General features: G+C 73.0%; 16 protein-coding genes. 7 read left to right on the plus strand and 9 right to left on the minus strand.

Features of this window, described 5'->3' with window-relative positions; translation table 11 throughout:
* Positions 1 to 206: 206 nt before the first annotated feature.
* From B0I33_RS06610 to B0I33_RS06635, 6 genes are read right to left on the minus strand one after another with little or no spacing between them, the layout of a single operon-like run.
* Positions 207 to 578 carry an Rv3654c family TadE-like protein gene (locus B0I33_RS06610; RefSeq protein WP_106177618.1) on the minus strand — a complete coding sequence of 124 codons (372 nt, stop codon included), beginning with the start codon at positions 576 to 578 and terminating at the stop codon, positions 207 to 209.
* Positions 562 to 951 carry a TadE family type IV pilus minor pilin gene (locus B0I33_RS06615; RefSeq protein WP_106177619.1) on the minus strand — a complete coding sequence of 130 codons (390 nt, stop codon included), beginning with the start codon at positions 949 to 951 and terminating at the stop codon, positions 562 to 564. Before B0I33_RS06615 ends, B0I33_RS06610 begins: the two co-directional genes overlap by 17 nt.
* Entirely contained in the window at positions 951 to 1181 is a 231-nt protein-coding gene (locus B0I33_RS30675; protein WP_425440441.1) for a DUF4244 domain-containing protein, read from the minus strand. Before B0I33_RS30675 ends, B0I33_RS06615 begins: the two co-directional genes overlap by 1 nt.
* 20 nt (positions 1182 to 1201) lie before the next feature.
* Positions 1202 to 1936 (minus strand): type II secretion system F family protein, encoded by a 735-nt coding sequence (locus tag B0I33_RS06625; protein WP_106177704.1) that lies wholly within the window; start codon positions 1934 to 1936, stop codon positions 1202 to 1204.
* Positions 1933 to 2721: a type II secretion system F family protein gene (locus B0I33_RS06630; protein WP_106177621.1), complete on the minus strand. Its 789-nt coding sequence runs from the start codon at positions 2719 to 2721 to the stop codon at positions 1933 to 1935. The genes B0I33_RS06625 and B0I33_RS06630 overlap by 4 nt, the downstream gene beginning before the upstream one ends.
* Before the next feature lie 17 nt (positions 2722 to 2738).
* Complete coding sequence (locus B0I33_RS06635; protein ID WP_106177622.1) at positions 2739 to 3905, minus strand: TadA family conjugal transfer-associated ATPase; 1167 nt, start codon at positions 3903 to 3905, stop codon at positions 2739 to 2741.
* Between the two features lie 267 nt (positions 3906 to 4172).
* Between B0I33_RS06635 and B0I33_RS06640 the strand changes: the two genes are divergently transcribed.
* Positions 4173 to 4916 carry an SDR family NAD(P)-dependent oxidoreductase gene (locus tag B0I33_RS06640; protein WP_106177623.1) on the plus strand — a complete coding sequence of 248 codons (744 nt, stop codon included), beginning with the start codon at positions 4173 to 4175 and terminating at the stop codon, positions 4914 to 4916.
* Positions 4917 to 5278: 362 nt separating this feature from the next.
* Here the strand turns inward: B0I33_RS06640 and ssd are convergent, their stop codons facing one another.
* On the minus strand, positions 5279 to 6316 hold the full coding sequence (gene ssd / locus B0I33_RS06645; RefSeq protein WP_342750050.1) for a septum site-determining protein Ssd: 1038 nt from the start codon (positions 6314 to 6316) through the stop codon (positions 5279 to 5281).
* Positions 6317 to 6744: 428 nt separating this feature from the next.
* Between ssd and B0I33_RS06650 the strand changes: the two genes are divergently transcribed.
* The 6 genes from B0I33_RS06650 to B0I33_RS06675 all read left to right on the plus strand — a co-directional run bounded on the left by B0I33_RS06650 (position 6745) and on the right by B0I33_RS06675 (position 15199).
* Positions 6745 to 7554 (plus strand): HAD-IB family hydrolase, encoded by an 810-nt coding sequence (locus B0I33_RS06650; protein ID WP_106177625.1) that lies wholly within the window; start codon positions 6745 to 6747, stop codon positions 7552 to 7554.
* Positions 7555 to 8201: 647 nt separating this feature from the next.
* On the plus strand, positions 8202 to 10037 hold the full coding sequence (locus B0I33_RS06655) for a glycoside hydrolase family 3 protein (RefSeq protein WP_106177626.1): 1836 nt from the start codon (positions 8202 to 8204) through the stop codon (positions 10035 to 10037).
* A 5-nt stretch (positions 10038 to 10042) separates the two neighbouring features.
* Positions 10043 to 11308, plus strand: a complete 1266-nt coding sequence (locus tag B0I33_RS06660) for an exo-beta-N-acetylmuramidase NamZ family protein (RefSeq protein ID WP_106177627.1) — start codon at positions 10043 to 10045, stop codon at positions 11306 to 11308.
* A 7-nt stretch (positions 11309 to 11315) separates the two neighbouring features.
* Positions 11316 to 13064, plus strand: coding sequence for a serine hydrolase domain-containing protein (locus B0I33_RS06665; protein WP_106177628.1), 1749 nt, complete (start codon positions 11316 to 11318; stop codon positions 13062 to 13064).
* Between the two features lie 144 nt (positions 13065 to 13208).
* Positions 13209 to 14216, plus strand: coding sequence for a MurR/RpiR family transcriptional regulator (locus B0I33_RS06670; protein ID WP_245900472.1), 1008 nt, complete (start codon positions 13209 to 13211; stop codon positions 14214 to 14216).
* 53 nt (positions 14217 to 14269) lie between these two features.
* Positions 14270 to 15199 (plus strand): N-acetylmuramic acid 6-phosphate etherase, encoded by a 930-nt coding sequence (locus tag B0I33_RS06675; RefSeq protein WP_106177706.1) that lies wholly within the window; start codon positions 14270 to 14272, stop codon positions 15197 to 15199.
* A 4-nt stretch (positions 15200 to 15203) separates the two neighbouring features.
* On the opposite strand, the gene B0I33_RS06680 is transcribed toward B0I33_RS06675, so the two are convergent.
* Together B0I33_RS06680 and B0I33_RS06685 are read right to left on the minus strand one after the other, a co-directional pair.
* Entirely contained in the window at positions 15204 to 15956 is a 753-nt protein-coding gene (locus B0I33_RS06680; RefSeq protein ID WP_106177629.1) for an oxidoreductase, read from the minus strand.
* A complete protein-coding gene (locus B0I33_RS06685; RefSeq protein ID WP_106177630.1) occupies positions 15953 to 16447 on the minus strand; it encodes a phosphoribosyltransferase in 495 nt (164 codons plus the stop codon). The genes B0I33_RS06680 and B0I33_RS06685 overlap by 4 nt, the downstream gene beginning before the upstream one ends.
* Between the last annotated feature and the right edge of the window lie 305 nt (positions 16448 to 16752).

The raw sequence follows: 16752 nt of genomic DNA on the forward strand, positions 1-16752 counted from the left end.
CCGTTCGTCGCCCGGCGAGCGGTGCCGTGGCCTGCGTGAGACCGCTCACCGTGCGTGGCCGACCGTTGCCCGCCGGGCTCCGTGCCGCCTGACCGGTCAGCCACCTGCCATTCGTCCGCTCGTCGCGCCGCTTCGGCGGGCCGTCGCCGCCCGGTGCCGGATGTCGTGGCGTCCTGCCGGATTCCGTCTCGCCGCACGCCGCGTGCCTACTCGACCGGCCCTGCCCGCGCCCTCGCGATGACGGTGCCGAAGCCGCCCAGCGGACCCGCCGGCCGGGCCTCGACGACCACCAGTGCGTCCCATCCGGCGAACCGGCACTCACGCAGGCTCACCCGCATCCGCTCGGTGACCATGCGCGCCCGGCCGCAGGCTCCGGCCGGACCCGCGCTCGCATGCCCCGCGGCGGCGAGTGCCGCCAGGTCGGCCACGCCCGCGGCCCGGTGCCGGGTCGCGACGGCGGCGCCGAGCCACCACAGCAGGCATCCGACCAGGAGCAGGGCGGCCACCGCACCCGCCGCCCACACGGTGGCCAGCCCGGCATCGCGCCCGCCCTGCCCGGACTCATCCCGGGTCGGCATCGGCGGCCTCCACCCCCGGTTCGGGAACGGCGTGGGCCTCACCTCGCACGGTGACACCCGGAAGCAGCCCGCCGGCCGGGTCAGCCCGCACGATCACCTGGACCGTGCCGTCCACGTGCCGGATCTCGACGGCCGCTCCGGCCGGTGCGGCGTCCAGGGCCGCCTGCTCGGCCAGGTGCGGCTCGCCCCGGGCGGCCAGACGCGCCGCCGCCACGGCGGCGTTCGTGCACCGCAACTGGTCGGACACGGCGGCGACCCCCGCCAGCACCAGGGCGAACAGCACGAGGAGCGAGCACAGCGCGAGTGCCGCCTCGACCGTGACCGACCCCCGTTCGGACGCCTCCGGCCGGGCGCCGGCCTCGGTGCGCGCCACTAGGGGTCCACGGAGAGCGCCTGCTCGACCAGCGAGGTGAGGCCGGACAGGACCGAGTCTCCGGTGACGACCGCGTAGAGGACCGCGGCGAACGCCGCGGCGGCGATCGTGCCGATGGCGTACTCCGCCGTACTCATGCCCGCGTCGTCGGCGAGATGACGCGGTCGGGGTCGGCGCCGGAACGAGGGACGCACACGGGACAGGGAGAGCATGTCTTTCTCCTTATTCATAGGGTTCTGCGGATCGGATGTCAGCCGAGGACGGTCAGGCGGCTGGCGAGGCCGATGACGACCGGAATCACCCCCAGGCACAGGAACGCGGGCAGGAAGCACAGCCCGAGCGGACCGGTGATCAGCACTCCGGCCCGCTGGGCGCGAGCCTCGGCCTCGTCGGCCGTGGTGGCTCTGGCCCGCTCCGCCACGGCCGTCGCGACGGTGGCGAGGGCGGTTCCGGAGCGTGCGGTCCGGCGGGCGGCTCGGCCGAGCTCGGCGATCGCGGGACACCGGCAGGCCGGTTCCCAGGCCTCGTCGGGCTCGGCGCCGAGCACGAGGAGATCGGCGCTCGACCGCAACGCCTGCCGGGCAGCGGGCGACGCGGACTCCGCCGCCGCCAGGACAGCGGTCGGAACGGGCAGCCCCGCCCGCAGGCAGGCCGCCAGGACGTCCCCCGTGACCGCCACCCGGAGCGGGTCGTCTTCGGCTCGCGGTGCCCTCGCCCTGCCGTGCAGGCGCCGGGCGCCCCACCAGACGAGGGCGGCGACCAGCGGCGCGGCCACGAACGCGAGGGGCCGGACGCCACCGGCCACGACGATGAACGTCGCCGCCGCGACCGCGGGGCCCACCTGTTTCCCGCGGACCGAGCGCAGCCCGCCCGGCGGGACCGGCTCGCGGGCGGAGCGAGGACGGAGCCTGCGCAACCGGAACGCCGGTGAGGTCGGCAGGACGAGCAGGCCACCGGCGACGAGCGCGACCGCGTGCGCGTTCATGGCGCTACCCGGCCGGTCAGCGCCGAACTCCACACCACTCCGGCGAAGACGAGCAGACTCCCCGCGACCAGCAGCACCTGGCCGGACGGCTGGGTGAGCAGCACCTCGGCTGGGCCCGCCCCCATCGTCTCCCCGAGCGCGACCCCGGCGACCGGCAGCGCGGCGAGAATCGCGGCGCTGGCCCGGGGACCGGCCATGCGTGCCCGGACCTGCGCGGACAGCCTGGCCCGGGCCTCGACGTCCAGATGGACGGCCTCCAGCACGCTCGCCAGCGGCAGCCCGTGCTGTCCCGCGAGCGCCCACGCACGCGCCAGCTGGGTGGCGACGTCCTCGCCCACCGCCGGAGACCGGCGTACCAGCAGCGCGGGATCGAGGTCACCACCGGCCCGCGCGGAGGCGGCGATCGCAGCCAGCATCCCGGCGACCGCCGGTGGCGCGTCGGCCGAGGCCGAGGCCGCCGCAACGGCGGGGTGCGCCCCGGCGCGCAGTTCGGCGACCATCGTGCGCAGTGTCTCGGCCAGTGCCGCCGTCAGTGCGACGCGCTGCCGTGCCCGGTCCCGGGTCCGCCACTGCCAGCCCGCGGCCCCGCCGAGCAGGGCCAGCGCCACGGCCGGCAGCGGGCCGGCCAGCAGCGTGGTCGCCACCACGGCGACGGAAGTGGCGGCGAGGACGGCGCGGCGCCGCCCGGGCCGGAGCCGGCGCGCCCGTGGCCGTCGCTGTGCCGAAAGCCGCACCACCCGGTGCCGGACACCGGCGTCGGGCCAGCACAGCAAGCCGAGGCCCATCACCACTGCTCCGGCGGTCAGCACTGCCGCGCCCCTCCCGCGCCCGGGAACAGCCCGGTGAGCAGTCTCCGGTGCTCGGTCCAGTTCCCCGCACGCCACGCGGCACACACGCGCACGAAGGTGCCCGTTCGCCGCACGACGCCGATCTCCGCGAGGGCCCGGCGCGAGCCCGTGTCGCGTCGCATGTGCAACACGACCTGGATCGCCGCGGCGAGCTGGCTGTGCAGTGCCTCCCGGGAAAGCCCGCCGAGCGCGGCGAGCGCCTCGAGCCGGGCCGGGACCTCCTCCGACGAGTTGGCGTGCAAGGTGCCCGCTCCCCCGTCGTGCCCGGTGTTCAGTGCGCTGAGCAGCTCACAGACCTCCTGCCCGCGCACCTCGCCGACGACGAGCCGGTCGGGCCGCATGCGCAGTGCCTGGCGAACCAGCTCTCGGAGGGTCACCTCGCCGGCGCCCTCCACGTTCGGCGGCCGCGCGACCAGCCGGACGAACTGCGGATGGGTCGGCTGCAGCTCCCCGGCGTCCTCGACGCAGACGATCCGTTCCTCGGGCCGGACACGACCGAGCAGCGCCGCGAGCAACGTGCTCTTCCCGGCCCCGGTGGCGCCGGTGACCAGGAACGCGAGCCTGGCCTCGACGATCGCCTCCAGCAGCGCTTGCGCGCCCTCGTCGAACGTCCCGAGCTCACGAAGGGCACGCAGGTCGTGGCTGGCGGGCCGGAGCACCCGCAGGGACAGGCAGGTGCCATCCGCCGCGATCGGCGGGAGGACGGCGTGCAGGCGGATCCGGCCGTGCGGGCCCGACCCGGGCAGCCAGCCGTCGGCGAACGGCTGGGCGTCGTCGAGCCTTCGGCCCGCGGCCAGCGCCAGTCGCTGCGCGAGGCGGCGCACCGCGGCCTCTCCCGGAAACCGGATCTCGGTGCGCCGCAGACCGTCCCCGCCGTCGACCCACACCTCACCGGGGGCGGTGACGAGGATGTCCGACACCGCGGGATCGGACAGCAACGGCTCCAGCGGGCCGACTCCCGCGAACTCCTGCCGGAGCAGGCGCAGGGCGGCCAGCACGTCCGTGTGCCCGGCGACGCCACCGGCCTCGGCGCGGACGGCGTCGGCCACCGTCCGGGCATCGGTCTCCGCGCCGGATCCAGCGAGGCGCTTGCGCACCCGCTCGACGAGTTCCGCACTCATACGTGCTCCCCTGCTGTGCTCTCCGTCTCCGTCCGTCTGGAAGGGACGGTCGGCCGACGTGCCGCGGTTCGCGGCGGTGACACTTCGACGGTCGCGCGGGAGCACGTGGGGAACAAGGTCGGCCGGGTGCGCCTGTGGACAACAGCCCTGTTGTGGACAACTCGCACGCCCGGCGGCGGAAATGTCACCACGGCGAGCACAATGCGCCGGAACGCGACGACGGATTCCCGCCGGAACGTGCGGCCGGGAACGGGAAGTATCGTTGGCATGGAACGATTTCTCGACAACAAGGTCGCGCTCGTGACCGGTGGCAGCAGGGGCATCGGGGCGGGTGTCGCGACCCGGCTGGCCGAGCACGGCGCCGATGTGGCCCTGACCTACCGCGACCACGCCGACAGCGCCGACGCCGTGGCCGAACGGATCAAGGGCGCCGGCCGCAGAGCACTCCCGATCCGGGCCGACAGCGCCGACCCGGGCGCGGTCACGACCGCCGTCGACCGGGTCGTCGCCGAGTTCGGCCGCCTCGACGTGCTCGTCAACAACGTGGGCGTGTTCCCGGTGGCCCCATTGGAATCGCTCGATCTGGACACCTTCGACGAGGCGATGGCGGCGAACGTGCGAGCACCCTTCCTCGCGGCGAAGGCAGCCGCCGGGCACCTGGCCGACGGCGGACGGATCGTGACCATCGGGAGTCACGTGGCGGAACGCGTCGCGTTCCCCGGTTTCTCGATCTATGCGACGACCAAGGCGGCCCTCACCGGTCTGACCAAGGCACTCGGACGCGAGCTCGGACCACGTGGGATCACGGTGAACCTCGTGAGTCCCGGACCGACCGACACCGACCTGAACCCCGCCGACGGGCCGAACGCCGAGCTGATCAAGGACCTCACGGCACTGGGTCGCTACGGCAGCCCGGACGAGATCGCCGCGGCGGTGGCCTTCCTGGCGAGCGAGGGCGGCGCCTACGTGACCGGTACGACGATCACTGTGGACGGAGGATTCAACATCTAGCGCGGACCGAGCACCCGCGAGCCCGACCGCGGGCGCAGGCGCGCGCGAGGGCTCGCGGGCGAAGTCCGTTCACTCGTTGCCGCCGAGTCATCGGCGCCGAGCTGCCGTCGCGGCCTGTCGTGCACGAACTCGAGTTGCTCGCGGAGCGCGTCGACGCGCGCATCCGGGACTTCGTCGAACAGCCGGCGGGCCAAGCTCCGCGCGCCTCCGCCGACGCCGCTCGGCGCATGGTGAGCGGATTTCCTGCCCGCCCGTGCGTTCCACGGGCGGGCGGGTAGTCCGGAACGCGGCACTCGCGAACCCGAGCGCGGCACTCACAGACCTGAGCGGGGGACTCGCGGGGCTGGGCGGGGGACTCGCGCTCAGGTGGTCAGGGCGGCGAGCATAGTGCGCGCGGCGCGGCCGAGCGGGCCGCCCGGTTTCGGGTCGAACTCGCCGTGCTCCAGCATCCTGGTCAGCCCACGCTCGGGGCGCATCCAGCCCAGCAGCGGGACGCCGACGGCGTCGGCCACCTCGGCGCCGGTGAGCACGGCGCCCGCGGGACCACGCACGAGAACCCGCACGCGATCGAGGCGATCGCCGATCTGCTCGACAACCCGCTTCGCGGCCACGCAGGCGCGGACCTCCGCGGGGAGCACCACAACGACGAGATCCGCGTGCCCCAGTGCCTCCCGCCCGGCACTGTCGAAGCGTCTCGGCAGGTCGCAGACCACAGTCCGCCCGGCCCGCCTGCCCGCCTCGACCACCGCGGCCAGCGCCTCGGGTTCCGGCCCCGGACCGTCGCGATCGCACGAGAGGACCGACAGCATCCCGCCGCCGTAGCGCCTGCCCGGGAGCGCGGACGCCAGTTCCGCCATCGACACGCGGCCGGACCGCACGCGCAGCGCGGGCCAGCGCAGCCCCGTGGCGCACTCGAGCCCGAACACGACGTCGGCACCGCCGCCGAGCGGATCGCAGTCGACCAACAACGCGTCGTCCCCGGCCCGGCAGGCGCCGACGGCCAGCGCCGCGGCGAGCACCGAGGCCCCGGCCCCGCCGCGCCCGCCGAGCGCCGCCACGACCCGCCCGCCCGGAGCTCCGGGACCCTCGGCCACGTCGGCGAGCGCCGTCGCGAGCCCCGCTTCCCCTTCGGGCAATGCGACGACCTGTTCCACGCCGAGCGCGAACGCCCGCTGCCAGGTGGCGGGCTCGGGATCGGCCGCGCAGACGAGCAGAACACCGGCCCGTCTCGGCAGGGCGGGACCCGCACCCGCCACGGCGGCCTCGTCGACGAGCACGAGCGGAGCCGAGGCCCAGCGATCCCGCGCGGCGCCGAGATCGCTCAGGCGCTCGACCTCGCACCCCACGGCGGCGGCGAGCCGCAGTATCTCGTCGAGCACGGCGTCGTCGGACGCGATCACCACAGGACGGTCGTCCACCATCGGAAAGCCCCCAGCAGCCGGAATCGGATGTGCGTCCACGGTCGCGCCCACCGGGCGGCGAGGACAACGCGAGAACGAGCGGGCTGTGGACAACCGGGGGGATGTGGACAACTCCGGCGGCGGGAATAGGGACGACCCCCGCCAGGGGGGAGGAGCGGGGGTCGTCGGGGTTCAGTCCCGGGGGGTCGGACTGAACCGGTCCGGCTCAACCGGACAATTCCACTGTAACCCGTTCGTGGGAGAGCTGAGCCCTCTTGACGGACCCACAATTCGATAACGGCGGGCACATCCGGGGATCCCGGCCGGTCGCGGAATTTCCCCCGGTCACAGCCGGTCGCCACCCGTTCACTCGACGGTGTGGGACGGGCGTCCGTCCGGCTGTCGTCGATCACTCCTATTGTGGGGGCGTGGCCGACACCAGCAGCGGGCCGAACGCGGTCGCGGCGTTCTTCGACCTCGACAAGACGATCATCGCCTCCTCCAGCGCACTGGCGTTCAGCAAGCCGTTCCTGCGGCAGGGGCTGATCAACCGGCGCGCCGCGCTGAAGAGCGCCTACGCGCAGTTGATGTTCTCCCTCGCCGGCGCGGACGCCGACAAGACGGAGCGCCTGCGCGCCGAGATCTCCCGGCTGTGCACGGGCTGGAACGTCGAGCAGGTCCGCTCGATCGTGGCGGAGACGCTGCACGACGTGGTGGCTCCGCTGGTCTACGCGGAGGCGGCCGACCTCATCGAGCGGCACAAGGCCGAAGGGCACGACGTGGTGCTGCTGTCGGCCACCGGCGAGGAACTCGTCACACCGATCGCGGAGATGCTGGGCGTGACGGGCAGCGTCGCCACTCGCATGGAGATCGCCGACGGCCGGTACACGGGCAACATCGACTTCTACTGCTACGGCGAGCACAAGGCCGCCGCGGCCAAGCGGCTCGCCGCCGAGTGCGGCTACGACCTGGCCGCCAGCCACGCCTACACCGACTCGAGCACGGACGTCCCGCTGCTCGAGGTCGTCGGCCATCCCCACGCGGTCAATCCCGACCGGGCGCTGCGCAGGCTCGCGGTGGAACGCGGGTGGCCGGTGCACACGTTCGACCGGCCGGTGTCGCTGCGCTCCCGGATCCCGAGCGCTTCGGCGGCCGCGGTGGCGGTCGGGCTGAGCGTCGGCGCGGTGGCCGCGGGCGCCACGCTCTACGGACTCTCCCGGCGCAGGCGCAGGGACTGAGGATCGCCGGAACGACGCACCGTACAAAGTGGTTCCTCACGGCCACTCACACGGTGGCAACGAACACGATCTTCGCTTGGCATGCCGTGGTTTTCGCTGCGCAGAGTTCGTCGCGCATCACCGGATCGAGCCTCTGTACCGGTGCACCCGCGAACCCTCTTGAAGTGACGGCCGTCACTGGGTACAAAGTGAGTGCGGACATCTTGTCGGCCAGGGGCCTGGCAGAGGAGAAGCCTGGTCCACCCCGAGAGATCTCCGTGCGCGGACTCCGGGCACCCACGCGCAGCACGCCGCGGGAGGCTTGTCGTCTAGGGACTGCGTACCGGGACGCCGGACGCCGAGTCCAGGTAGGTACGACACGAGATGCACGCTTGGTAACCCGAGCAGTCCGCGCGAGCAGGCGGCGCCCGCCGACTTCATGTCGACGGGCGCCGCCAGCGTGTTGGGCCTGTCGACGCCCGTCCCGCTGGTGACGAGCGGCCTTTGCCGCTCCAGCAGGCGGCACACGGCTCGCGGCCGGTCTCGTGGCGTGCGGGCATTTCCCGCCGTTCGGCCGTTGACCGCCCCCCGTCATGTCAGTAGCTTTCCGATACCAACGCGTTCGGGTGGAAATCTCACGAACGTGGGTTTCGCGTCAGGAGGCTGCTGTGACCACCCCGCCCGCCCGGTCCCGGAGACCCTATGCCGCCGCATCGCTCGCCGGACTGCTCGCGCTCACCGGCGTCTCGGCTCCCGCCACCGCCGGCGCCGTGACCGAGCAACCCGCCACCGTCGCCCAGCAGGCCCGCGGCTGGGCCGAACACGCGCTGCGCGGCCTGACCCTCGAACAGAAGGTCGGCCAGCTCTTCGTCGCGGACGTCTGGGGCAAGTCCGCGGACGAGGCCCATCCCGGCAACCAGCGCAAGTACGGTGTCGACACCCCGGCCGAGGTGGTCCGCCGCTACCAGGTCGGCGGCGTCATCTACTTCAACCACTCGGGCACCGACAACGTGGACGACCCGGTGCAGGTCGCCCGGCTGTCCAACGGCCTGCAGCGCGCCGCGCTGGGTTCGGGATCCCGGCTGCCGCTGATCGTCTCCATCGACCAGGAGGGCGGCCGGGTCACGCGGATCGCCGACCCGGCGACGGAGTACCCGAGCGCGATGGCGCTGGGCGCGGGACGCAGTGCGGACGACGCGCGCACCGCCGCGGCGATCAACGGCGCCGAACTGCGTGCGATGGGGATCTCGCAGAACTTCGCCCCGGTGGCGGATGTCAACTCGAACCCGCTCAACCCGATCATCGGCTCCCGGTCGTTCTCGGCGGACCCGGCGCTGGCGAGCGAACTGGTGGCGGCGCAGGTGCACGGCCTGCAGGACTCGGGACCACGGACCCGGACGGTGTCCGCCGCCGCGAAGCACTTCCCCGGGCACGGCGACGCCGCCACCGACAGCCACACCGGCCTTCCGGTGATCGACCGGACCGAGGCCGAGTGGCGGGAGACCGACCTGCCGCCGTTCCGCGCGGCCATCGACGCGGGCGCGGACGTGATCATGACGGCGCACATCACCGTGCCGAGTCTCGACGCGTCGGGCGACCCGGCCACCCTGTCCGAGCCGATCATGACCGGGCTCCTGCGCGAGGAGCTCGGCTACGACGGCGTCGTGGTCACCGACTCGCTGCAGATGCAGGGCGTGCGCGAGATGCACTCCGACGCGGAGATCCCGGTGCTCGCGCTGGAGGCCGGTGTCGACCAGATGCTGATGCCGCCCGACCTGGACGTGGCGATGAACGGCGTGCTCGACGCGGTGCGCGGCGGCAGGCTCACCGAGGAGCGAATCGACGAGAGCGTGCGCCGCATCCTGGAGCTGAAGTTCAAGCGCGGCATCGTCGCCAAGCCGCTCGTCAACACGCGGGCCGCCGAGCGCACCGTCGGCTCCCCCGGGCACCTCGCCGAGATCCAGCGGATCACCGACCGCACGCCGACCGTCCTGGCCAACGACACCGGGTTGCTGCCGATCACCGGCGACCCCGGCAGGGTGCTCGTGACCGGCTGGAACCGGCCGAGCTACCCCGGCTACCCGGCCGAACCGGTCGACGCGCTCGCCGCCGAGATCGGGCCCGCGGCGACGGCCCTGCCGACCGGCGGCAGTCCGGGCACGGCCGAGATCGAGCGCGCGGTGGCCGAGGCCGGGAAGGCCGACCTGGTCATCACGCTCACCAACAACCTGCGGAGCAGCCAGGGGCAACGGGAACTGCTGGAAAGCCTGCTGGCCATCGGCACGCCGGTCGTGGCAGTCTCGGTCCAGGAGCCGTACGACCCGGGCTACGTGGACGCCCCGACCTGGGTCGCCACGTACGACTGGCGGAGCGTGACGATGGCCTCGCTGGCGAAGGTCCTGTTCGGCGAGGTGTCGCCGCGGGGCACGCTGCCCGTGCAGGTACCCGCGGGCGACGATCCGGACACCGTCCTGTTCCCCTTCGGCCACGGATTGAGCTGGTGACCGGAATGACCGTCAACAGGAGGCTCTTCCTCGCGGCGAGCGCACTGTCCACACCGATGCTCACGGGCGCGTCCCAGTTCGCCGCGGCCGCGCCCGCGCCGGGGCACCAGGGCCGCCGGGTCACGCCCGGTGCCGACGTCCTCGCGGCGGACGGCTGGCGCAGGCTCGCCGGGCGCCGGATCGGGGTGCTGTCCAACCCGACCGGTGTCCTCGCCGACCGCGACCACATCGTCGACTCGCTCGTCGCGGCCGGGATCCGGCCCGTGGCGGCGTTCGGACCGGAACACGGGTTCCGGGGCAGCGCACAGGCGGGCGGCTCCGAGGGCGACTACACCGACCCGCGCACGGGCGTGCCGGTCTACGACGCCTACGGCGCAGGCGCGGCCGAGCTCGCGCGCATGTTCACCAAGGCGGGCGTCGACACGGTGGTGTTCGACATCGCCGACGTGGGCGCACGCTTCTACACCTACATCTGGTCGATGTACACGGCGATGGTCGCCGCCGCCCGCACCGGGGCGTCGTTCGTCGTGCTCGACCGGCCCAATCCCGTCGGCGGCAGGGCGTTCGGCCCGATGCTCGACCCCGCGTACAGCTCCGGGGTGGGCCGCAAGCCGATCGTGCAGCAGCACGGGATGACCGTCGGCGAGCTGGCCCTGTTCTTCGACGCCGAGTTCCTGCCCGCCGAGGGCGGCCGCGTGCCCGAACTGGACGTGATCGAGGCGGACGGCTGGCGCCGGGACACGATGTTCGCCGACACCGGGCTGATCTGGACGCCGCCGAGCCCCAACATGCCGACACCGGACACCGCGCTCGTCTACCCGGGCACGTGCCTGTTCGAGGGCACGGTGTTCGCGGAGGGCCGGGGCACCACCCGGCCGTTCGAGATCGTCGGCGCGCCCGGGCTCGACTGGCGCTGGCGGGAGGAGCTCGGCGCGCTGGGCCTGCGCGGGGTGACCTTCCGCGAGACCTACTTCGTGCCCACCTTCGGCAAGTTCACCGGGCAGACCTGCGGTGGCGTGCAGGTGACGGTCACCGAGCCGCACGCGTTCGACGCGATCCGGACCGCCACGGCCATGATCGTCACGGCGCGGCGGTTGCATCCCGACCTGTTCGCCTGGCGGTCCGACCACTTCATCGACAAACTGACCGGGTCGGACAGGTTCCGGACCATGGTCGACGCCGGCGCGGGCACCGACGAGATCGTCGGCTCGTGGCAGGCGGAGCTGGCCGCGTTCACCCGGGCGCGGCGTCCCTACCTGCGGTACCGGTGAGGCGGCCATGCGAAGAAGGCTGACGGCGCTGCTCGCGGTCGCGGCGCTGACCCTGACGGGAGCGGATGCGGTGGCGGAGGTCTCCCCGGCAGGCGGGCAGGCCACCGGCAGGTTCGACCTGCCCCGGCACGGCTTCGCGCCGCCGCACACCGTGCTGCGGGACGCCACGCCGGAGCGAGCGCGCCTCGACCCGGCCCCGCTGCGCGACGCCGAACGCCTGCTGGCCGACTGGACCCGCTCGGACGCGGTCGACGGGCACCCGCTGTTCTCCGGCGCCGTCGGGCTGCTCGTGCACGACGGCATGGTCGTCGACGAGTACGCGGTCGGTTCGGCGGTCCGCTACGCCGACGGTTCGGGCGCGGAGCTGCCCGAGTCGGAGCGGGTGCCGATGCGCCCGGACACGATCTTCGACCTCGCTTCCATCTCCAAGCTGTTCACCTCGATCGCCGTGATGCAGCTGGCCGAGCGCGGGCGGCTCGACGTCACCGCGCCGGTGGCGCGGTACCTGCCGGAGTTCGGCGTGCACGGCAAGGAGTCGATCACCGTTCGCCAGCTGCTGACGCACACCTCGGGCCTGGAGCCGTTCCTGCCGCTGTGGCGGGACTGGCCGGACGAGGAGTCGCGGATCAGGGCGGTGATGGAGGTGGCGCCGCAGAGCGAGCCGGGCAGCACCTACACCTACTCCGACCTCAACCTCATCACGCTCGGCGTGCTGGTGGAACGGCTCGCCGGCGCACCGCTGGACCAGGTGGTGGCGGAACGGATCACCGGGCCGCTGGGTATGACCGACACCGGCTACAACCCGCCGGCCGCGAAGCTGTCCCGCATCGCGGCGACCGAGTACCAGAGCACGCCGCCTCGCGGCATGGTCCGGGGCGAGGTGCACGACGAGAACGCCTGGTCGCTCGGCGGCGTCGCCGGGCACGCCGGCGTGTTCTCGACCGCGCGGGACCTCGCCGTGCTGGGCCAGGCGCTGCTCAACGGCGGCAGCTACGCCGGTGAGCGAATCCTGCGCCCGCACACGGTTCGTGAAATGTTCACCAACCACAACACCGGGTTCCCCGGCGACGCCCACGGACTCGGGTTCGAGCTGGACCAGCTCTGGTACATGGGCGGCCTGACCTCGCCCGGCACCGCGGGCCACACCGGCTACACGGGGACGTCATTCGTGCTGGACCCGCGTTCCCGGTCGATCGCGATCCTGCTGACCAACCGGGTGCACCCCACACGTTCCTGGGGGTCGGTGAACCCCGCGCGGCGAGCGTGGGCCACCGGGCTCGCCAGGGCGCTGGCGGTGCGTCCGGCCCACGGCGACACGGCGTGGTACAGCGGTCTCGGCGACAGCGCCTCCGCGACCCTGACGACCCGGCTGTTGCGGGCCCGCCACGGCGGCGTGCACGTCCGGTTCGACGCGTTCGTCGACACGGAGACGTCCGACCCGGTCGTGCTGGAGGCGAGCACCGACGGCGCCGAATGGACACCGGTTCCGCTGACCGTGCGCGGTCGCGGTGCGCCCCGTGGAACGGTCGACGCACTGCACGGAACCGGTCACCGTTCGTGGTGGGAAGTCCGCGGTTCGCTTCCCCAGGCGGAAAATGTCACGCTGCGTTGGCGGTTCACGACGGACCGGTACTACACCGGGCGCGGGGTGAACATCGACGGGATCCGGGTCTTCGACGCGAAGGGCACCCTGCTCGACGCGGAACGGCACCCGGATGGCCTCGACGCGACCGGCTTCCAGTTGCGCCACCGGTAATTAGTTGCAGAGTCGTTAGCCGGACCAGGTTAACGCACACCACGTGGTTGGCGACTTTCTCAGCAACCAAGAAGCCGCGACCGCGCTCGTGGGAACACGGTCAGGTTGCGATCGTTCCGGAAGGTGTGGGTAACCTTGTCGCAAATGCCAACGGTTAGTAAGTTTCCCACGGTGAGCGTCGACGAGTCCGACTCGGTGCAGCCGGCTCCCCCCAGCGACCCGGAGGGCGCGGGCGGCGGGGGCCGGGACGCCGACTCGAGCCCGCTCGTGCGCATCCGCTCGCTGCTGCCCGGACTCGCCCGCGCCGAACAGCGGGTGGCGAAGGTCGTGCTCGACGACCCCTCCGCCGTCGCACGGCGCAGCATCACCGAGGTCGCCCTTGCCGCGAACACCAGCGAGACCACGGTCACCCGGTTCTGCAAGGCCATCGGCGTCGGCGGTTACCCACAGCTGCGCATCGCGCTCGCCGCGGACACCGCCCGCACGGCGGCACGGTCCTCCCGCGACCTCGGTGGCGACATCTCCCCCGAGGACGACGTCGCGGCCGTGGTGAGCAAGGTCAGCTTCGCCGACGCCAGGGCGGTCGAGGAGACCGCCGAGCAGCTCGACGTCGCCGAACTGGAGCGAGTCATCGACGTGCTGGCCGCCGCGGGCAGGGTGGACGTCTACGGGGTGGGCGCCAGCGCGTTCGTGGCCGCCGACCTGCAGCAGAAGCTGCACCGCATCGGCCGGGTGAGCTTCTCCTGGTCCGACACCCACATCATGCTGACCTCCGCCGCGGTGCTGTCCGAGGGCGATGTCGCGGTCGGCATCTCGCACACCGGCGCCACCACCGACACCGTGGAGGCGCTGCGGGTCGCCCGCGAGCACGGCGCGACCACGGTCGCGCTGACGAACTTCCCCCGGTCGCCGATCACCGAGGTCGCCGACCACGTGCTGACCACGGCGGCACGGGAGACCACGTTCCGGTCGGGAGCGACCGCCAGCCGGATCGCCCAGCTGACCGTGATCGACTGCCTGTTCATCGGCGTCGCCCAGCGGCACCTGGACGAGTCGGTCAACGCACTCGACGCCACGCGTGAGGCGGTGGGCGGGCACCGGCTCGGGGTACGGCCGGACGGCAGAAGGAAGCCCAGGGAGACGGGCAAGTGACGGGCCGGGAGGCGGAGGTCGCCGCCCGGTCCGCAGCGAACACAGTGAGGCGGATGATGACCGTGCCGCGCCAGGTGGTGCACGTCGACTCTCCTACGGAGCAACGCAATCCGCGGACGACCGACATCGACACGATGTCGACGCAGGCCATCCTCGCCGCGATCAACACCGAGGACCGGCTGGTCCCGGACGCGGTGCGGAAGGTGCTGCCCGAGCTCGCGGAGGCGGTCGACCACGCCACCGAGGCCATCCGGACCGGGCACCGCGTGCACTACGTCGGCGCGGGCACGTCCGGCAGGCTCGCGGTGCTCGACGCCGCCGAGCTCGCGCCGACGTTCAACGTACCGCCGGACTGGTTCATCGCCCACCACGCCGGTGGTGAGCGCGCGCTGCGGCACGCCGTGGAGAACGCGGAGGACGACGCCCGCACCGGGGCCGCCGAGCTGAGCTCGTCGGTGTCCCCTGGCGACTTCGTCCTCGGCCTCACCGCGTCGGGCCGGACACCCTATGTGCTCGGTGCGCTGCTCGCCGCCCAGCGAAGGGGCGCCCGTACCGCGCTCGTCTCCGGCAACCCCGGAGCCGTCACCCCGCCCGGCCTCGACGTGGAGATCACGGTCGACACCGGACCGGAGGCCATCGCCGGTTCGACGCGGATGAAGGCGGGGACCGCGCAGAAGATCATCCTGACGGCGTTCTCCACCGCGACGATGGTCAAGCTCGGCCGGACCTACTCCAACCTGATGGTCAGCATGCGCGCCACGAACGCGAAGCTGCGCGGCCGCACCGTGCGGATCCTGCACGAGGCGACGGGAATGGACCCCGAGGTCTGCGCCGAGGCACTGAACGAGGCGGGCGGCGACCTCAAGGTGGCGCTGGTGCACCTGCTGTCCGGGGTGGACGTCGAAGTGGCGGACGAGGCACTGGCCGCCAGCGACGGGCACGTGCGCAAGGCACTCGAGTCGGTGCGCATGCGCGCCTCGTGAGGTGTCAGCCCGCCGCCTCGGCGATGCCGCGGGCCTCGCGGGCACCCGTCTCGAACGCCTCGCACGAGAACAGCAGCCACTCCCGGACACCCTCCGGCGTGCCGGCGGCGAAGGCGTCGGCGGCCTCGCGGTACCGGCGGCCGCGCCGGAAGTAGGCGACCTCCGGCACGGCCAGCGACTTCGGGTCGAAGCCGCTCGCGACCATCGCCAGCCGTGCAGCCGCCCGCGCCACCACACCGTCGGCCGACCCGAACGGCCGCAGGGTCAGCAGTTCGCCGTGGACGATCGCGGTCAGCACCGGCCCCGGTGCCGCGGTCGCCCCGGTGACGAGCTGGGCCAGCAGTTCGAGCCTGCCCGCCACGCCCTCGGCGCCGTGACCGGCACGGGGCCTGCCCAGCGTGTCGGTGTCCCCGGTGAGGTCCGACGCGGCCAGCACGTGCAGGCGGGCGAGTGCCTGCAGCGGCGCCCTGCGCCAGGTCGGCAGGAGCGACTCGAGTGCCTTGGCCACGCGGAGGGAACCGGCCAGTACCGGATCGGTCACCGACCCCGCGGCGGGGATCTCCGGGTCCGCCCCCTCGATCCCGGCCGACGCCCTGGCCGCCCGGACCGAGGCCTCGGCCGCGGTCGCCGAACCTCCGCGCAGGTTGGGGCCGAGCCGGTGCACGGCGAACACGGCGTCCTGGGCGGACTTGGTCGCGGCCGCGACCCCCTCCAGTTCGAGCAGCGGGGCGAGCGGATCCGTTCCGGTGCCGCTCATGCGTCGAGGACCTGTCCCTCGCGCGCCACCACGGGTGGCTGGGACGACCACGGGAAGTTGATCCACCTCTCGGTGCGTCGCCAGACGTACTCGCAGGACACCGCCGAGGTCGGCTTCTCGTACACGACCGCGCACCGGACGTCCGCGACGTGGTCGGCGCAGAAGTCGCGCACGAGCTTGAGCGTCGCGCCGGTGTCGGCCACGTCGTCCGCCACGAGCACCCGCGCGCCCGTGAGGTCCACGGCGTTGGGCACCGGCGGCAGCATCACCGGCAGGTCGAGCCGCTGGTTGACACCCGTGTAGAACTCGACGTTCATGACGTGGAGGTTCTTCACGTCAAGGGCGTACCCGAGTGCGCCCGCGACGAAGAGACCACCGCGCGCGATCGAGAGGATGAGGTCCGGCGCGAACCCGCTCTCGGCCACCTGCCTCGCCAGATCGCGGCTGGCCGAGCCGAACAGGTCCCACGTCAGCTCCTCGCGCTCCGCCATCCGTGTGTTCCTTCCCGCGACGACATGTTCTGCCGCGAGCATAAGGAGCGGTCGACCGGTCCCTGTCGGCGGCCGCAACGTGGCTGCAACCTCTTCCTTGCCGTACTAACGTCTCTGACATCGCCGCGGACGTACGACAACGCGCAAATCAGGAGGCCTTGCACCATGACAGAGCACTCACCGGCACTCGACAACCTGCTGACCGAGAGCCGTACCTTTCCTCCGGGGGAGGAGTTCGCGGCGCGGGCGAATGCGTCGGCGGAGTGGTATGTGGAGGCGGAGGCGGATCGGGAGGCGTTCTGGGC

The sequence above is a fragment of the Prauserella shujinwangii genome (assembly GCF_003001955.1).
Classification (GTDB): domain Bacteria; phylum Actinomycetota; class Actinomycetes; order Mycobacteriales; family Pseudonocardiaceae; genus Qaidamihabitans; species Qaidamihabitans shujinwangii.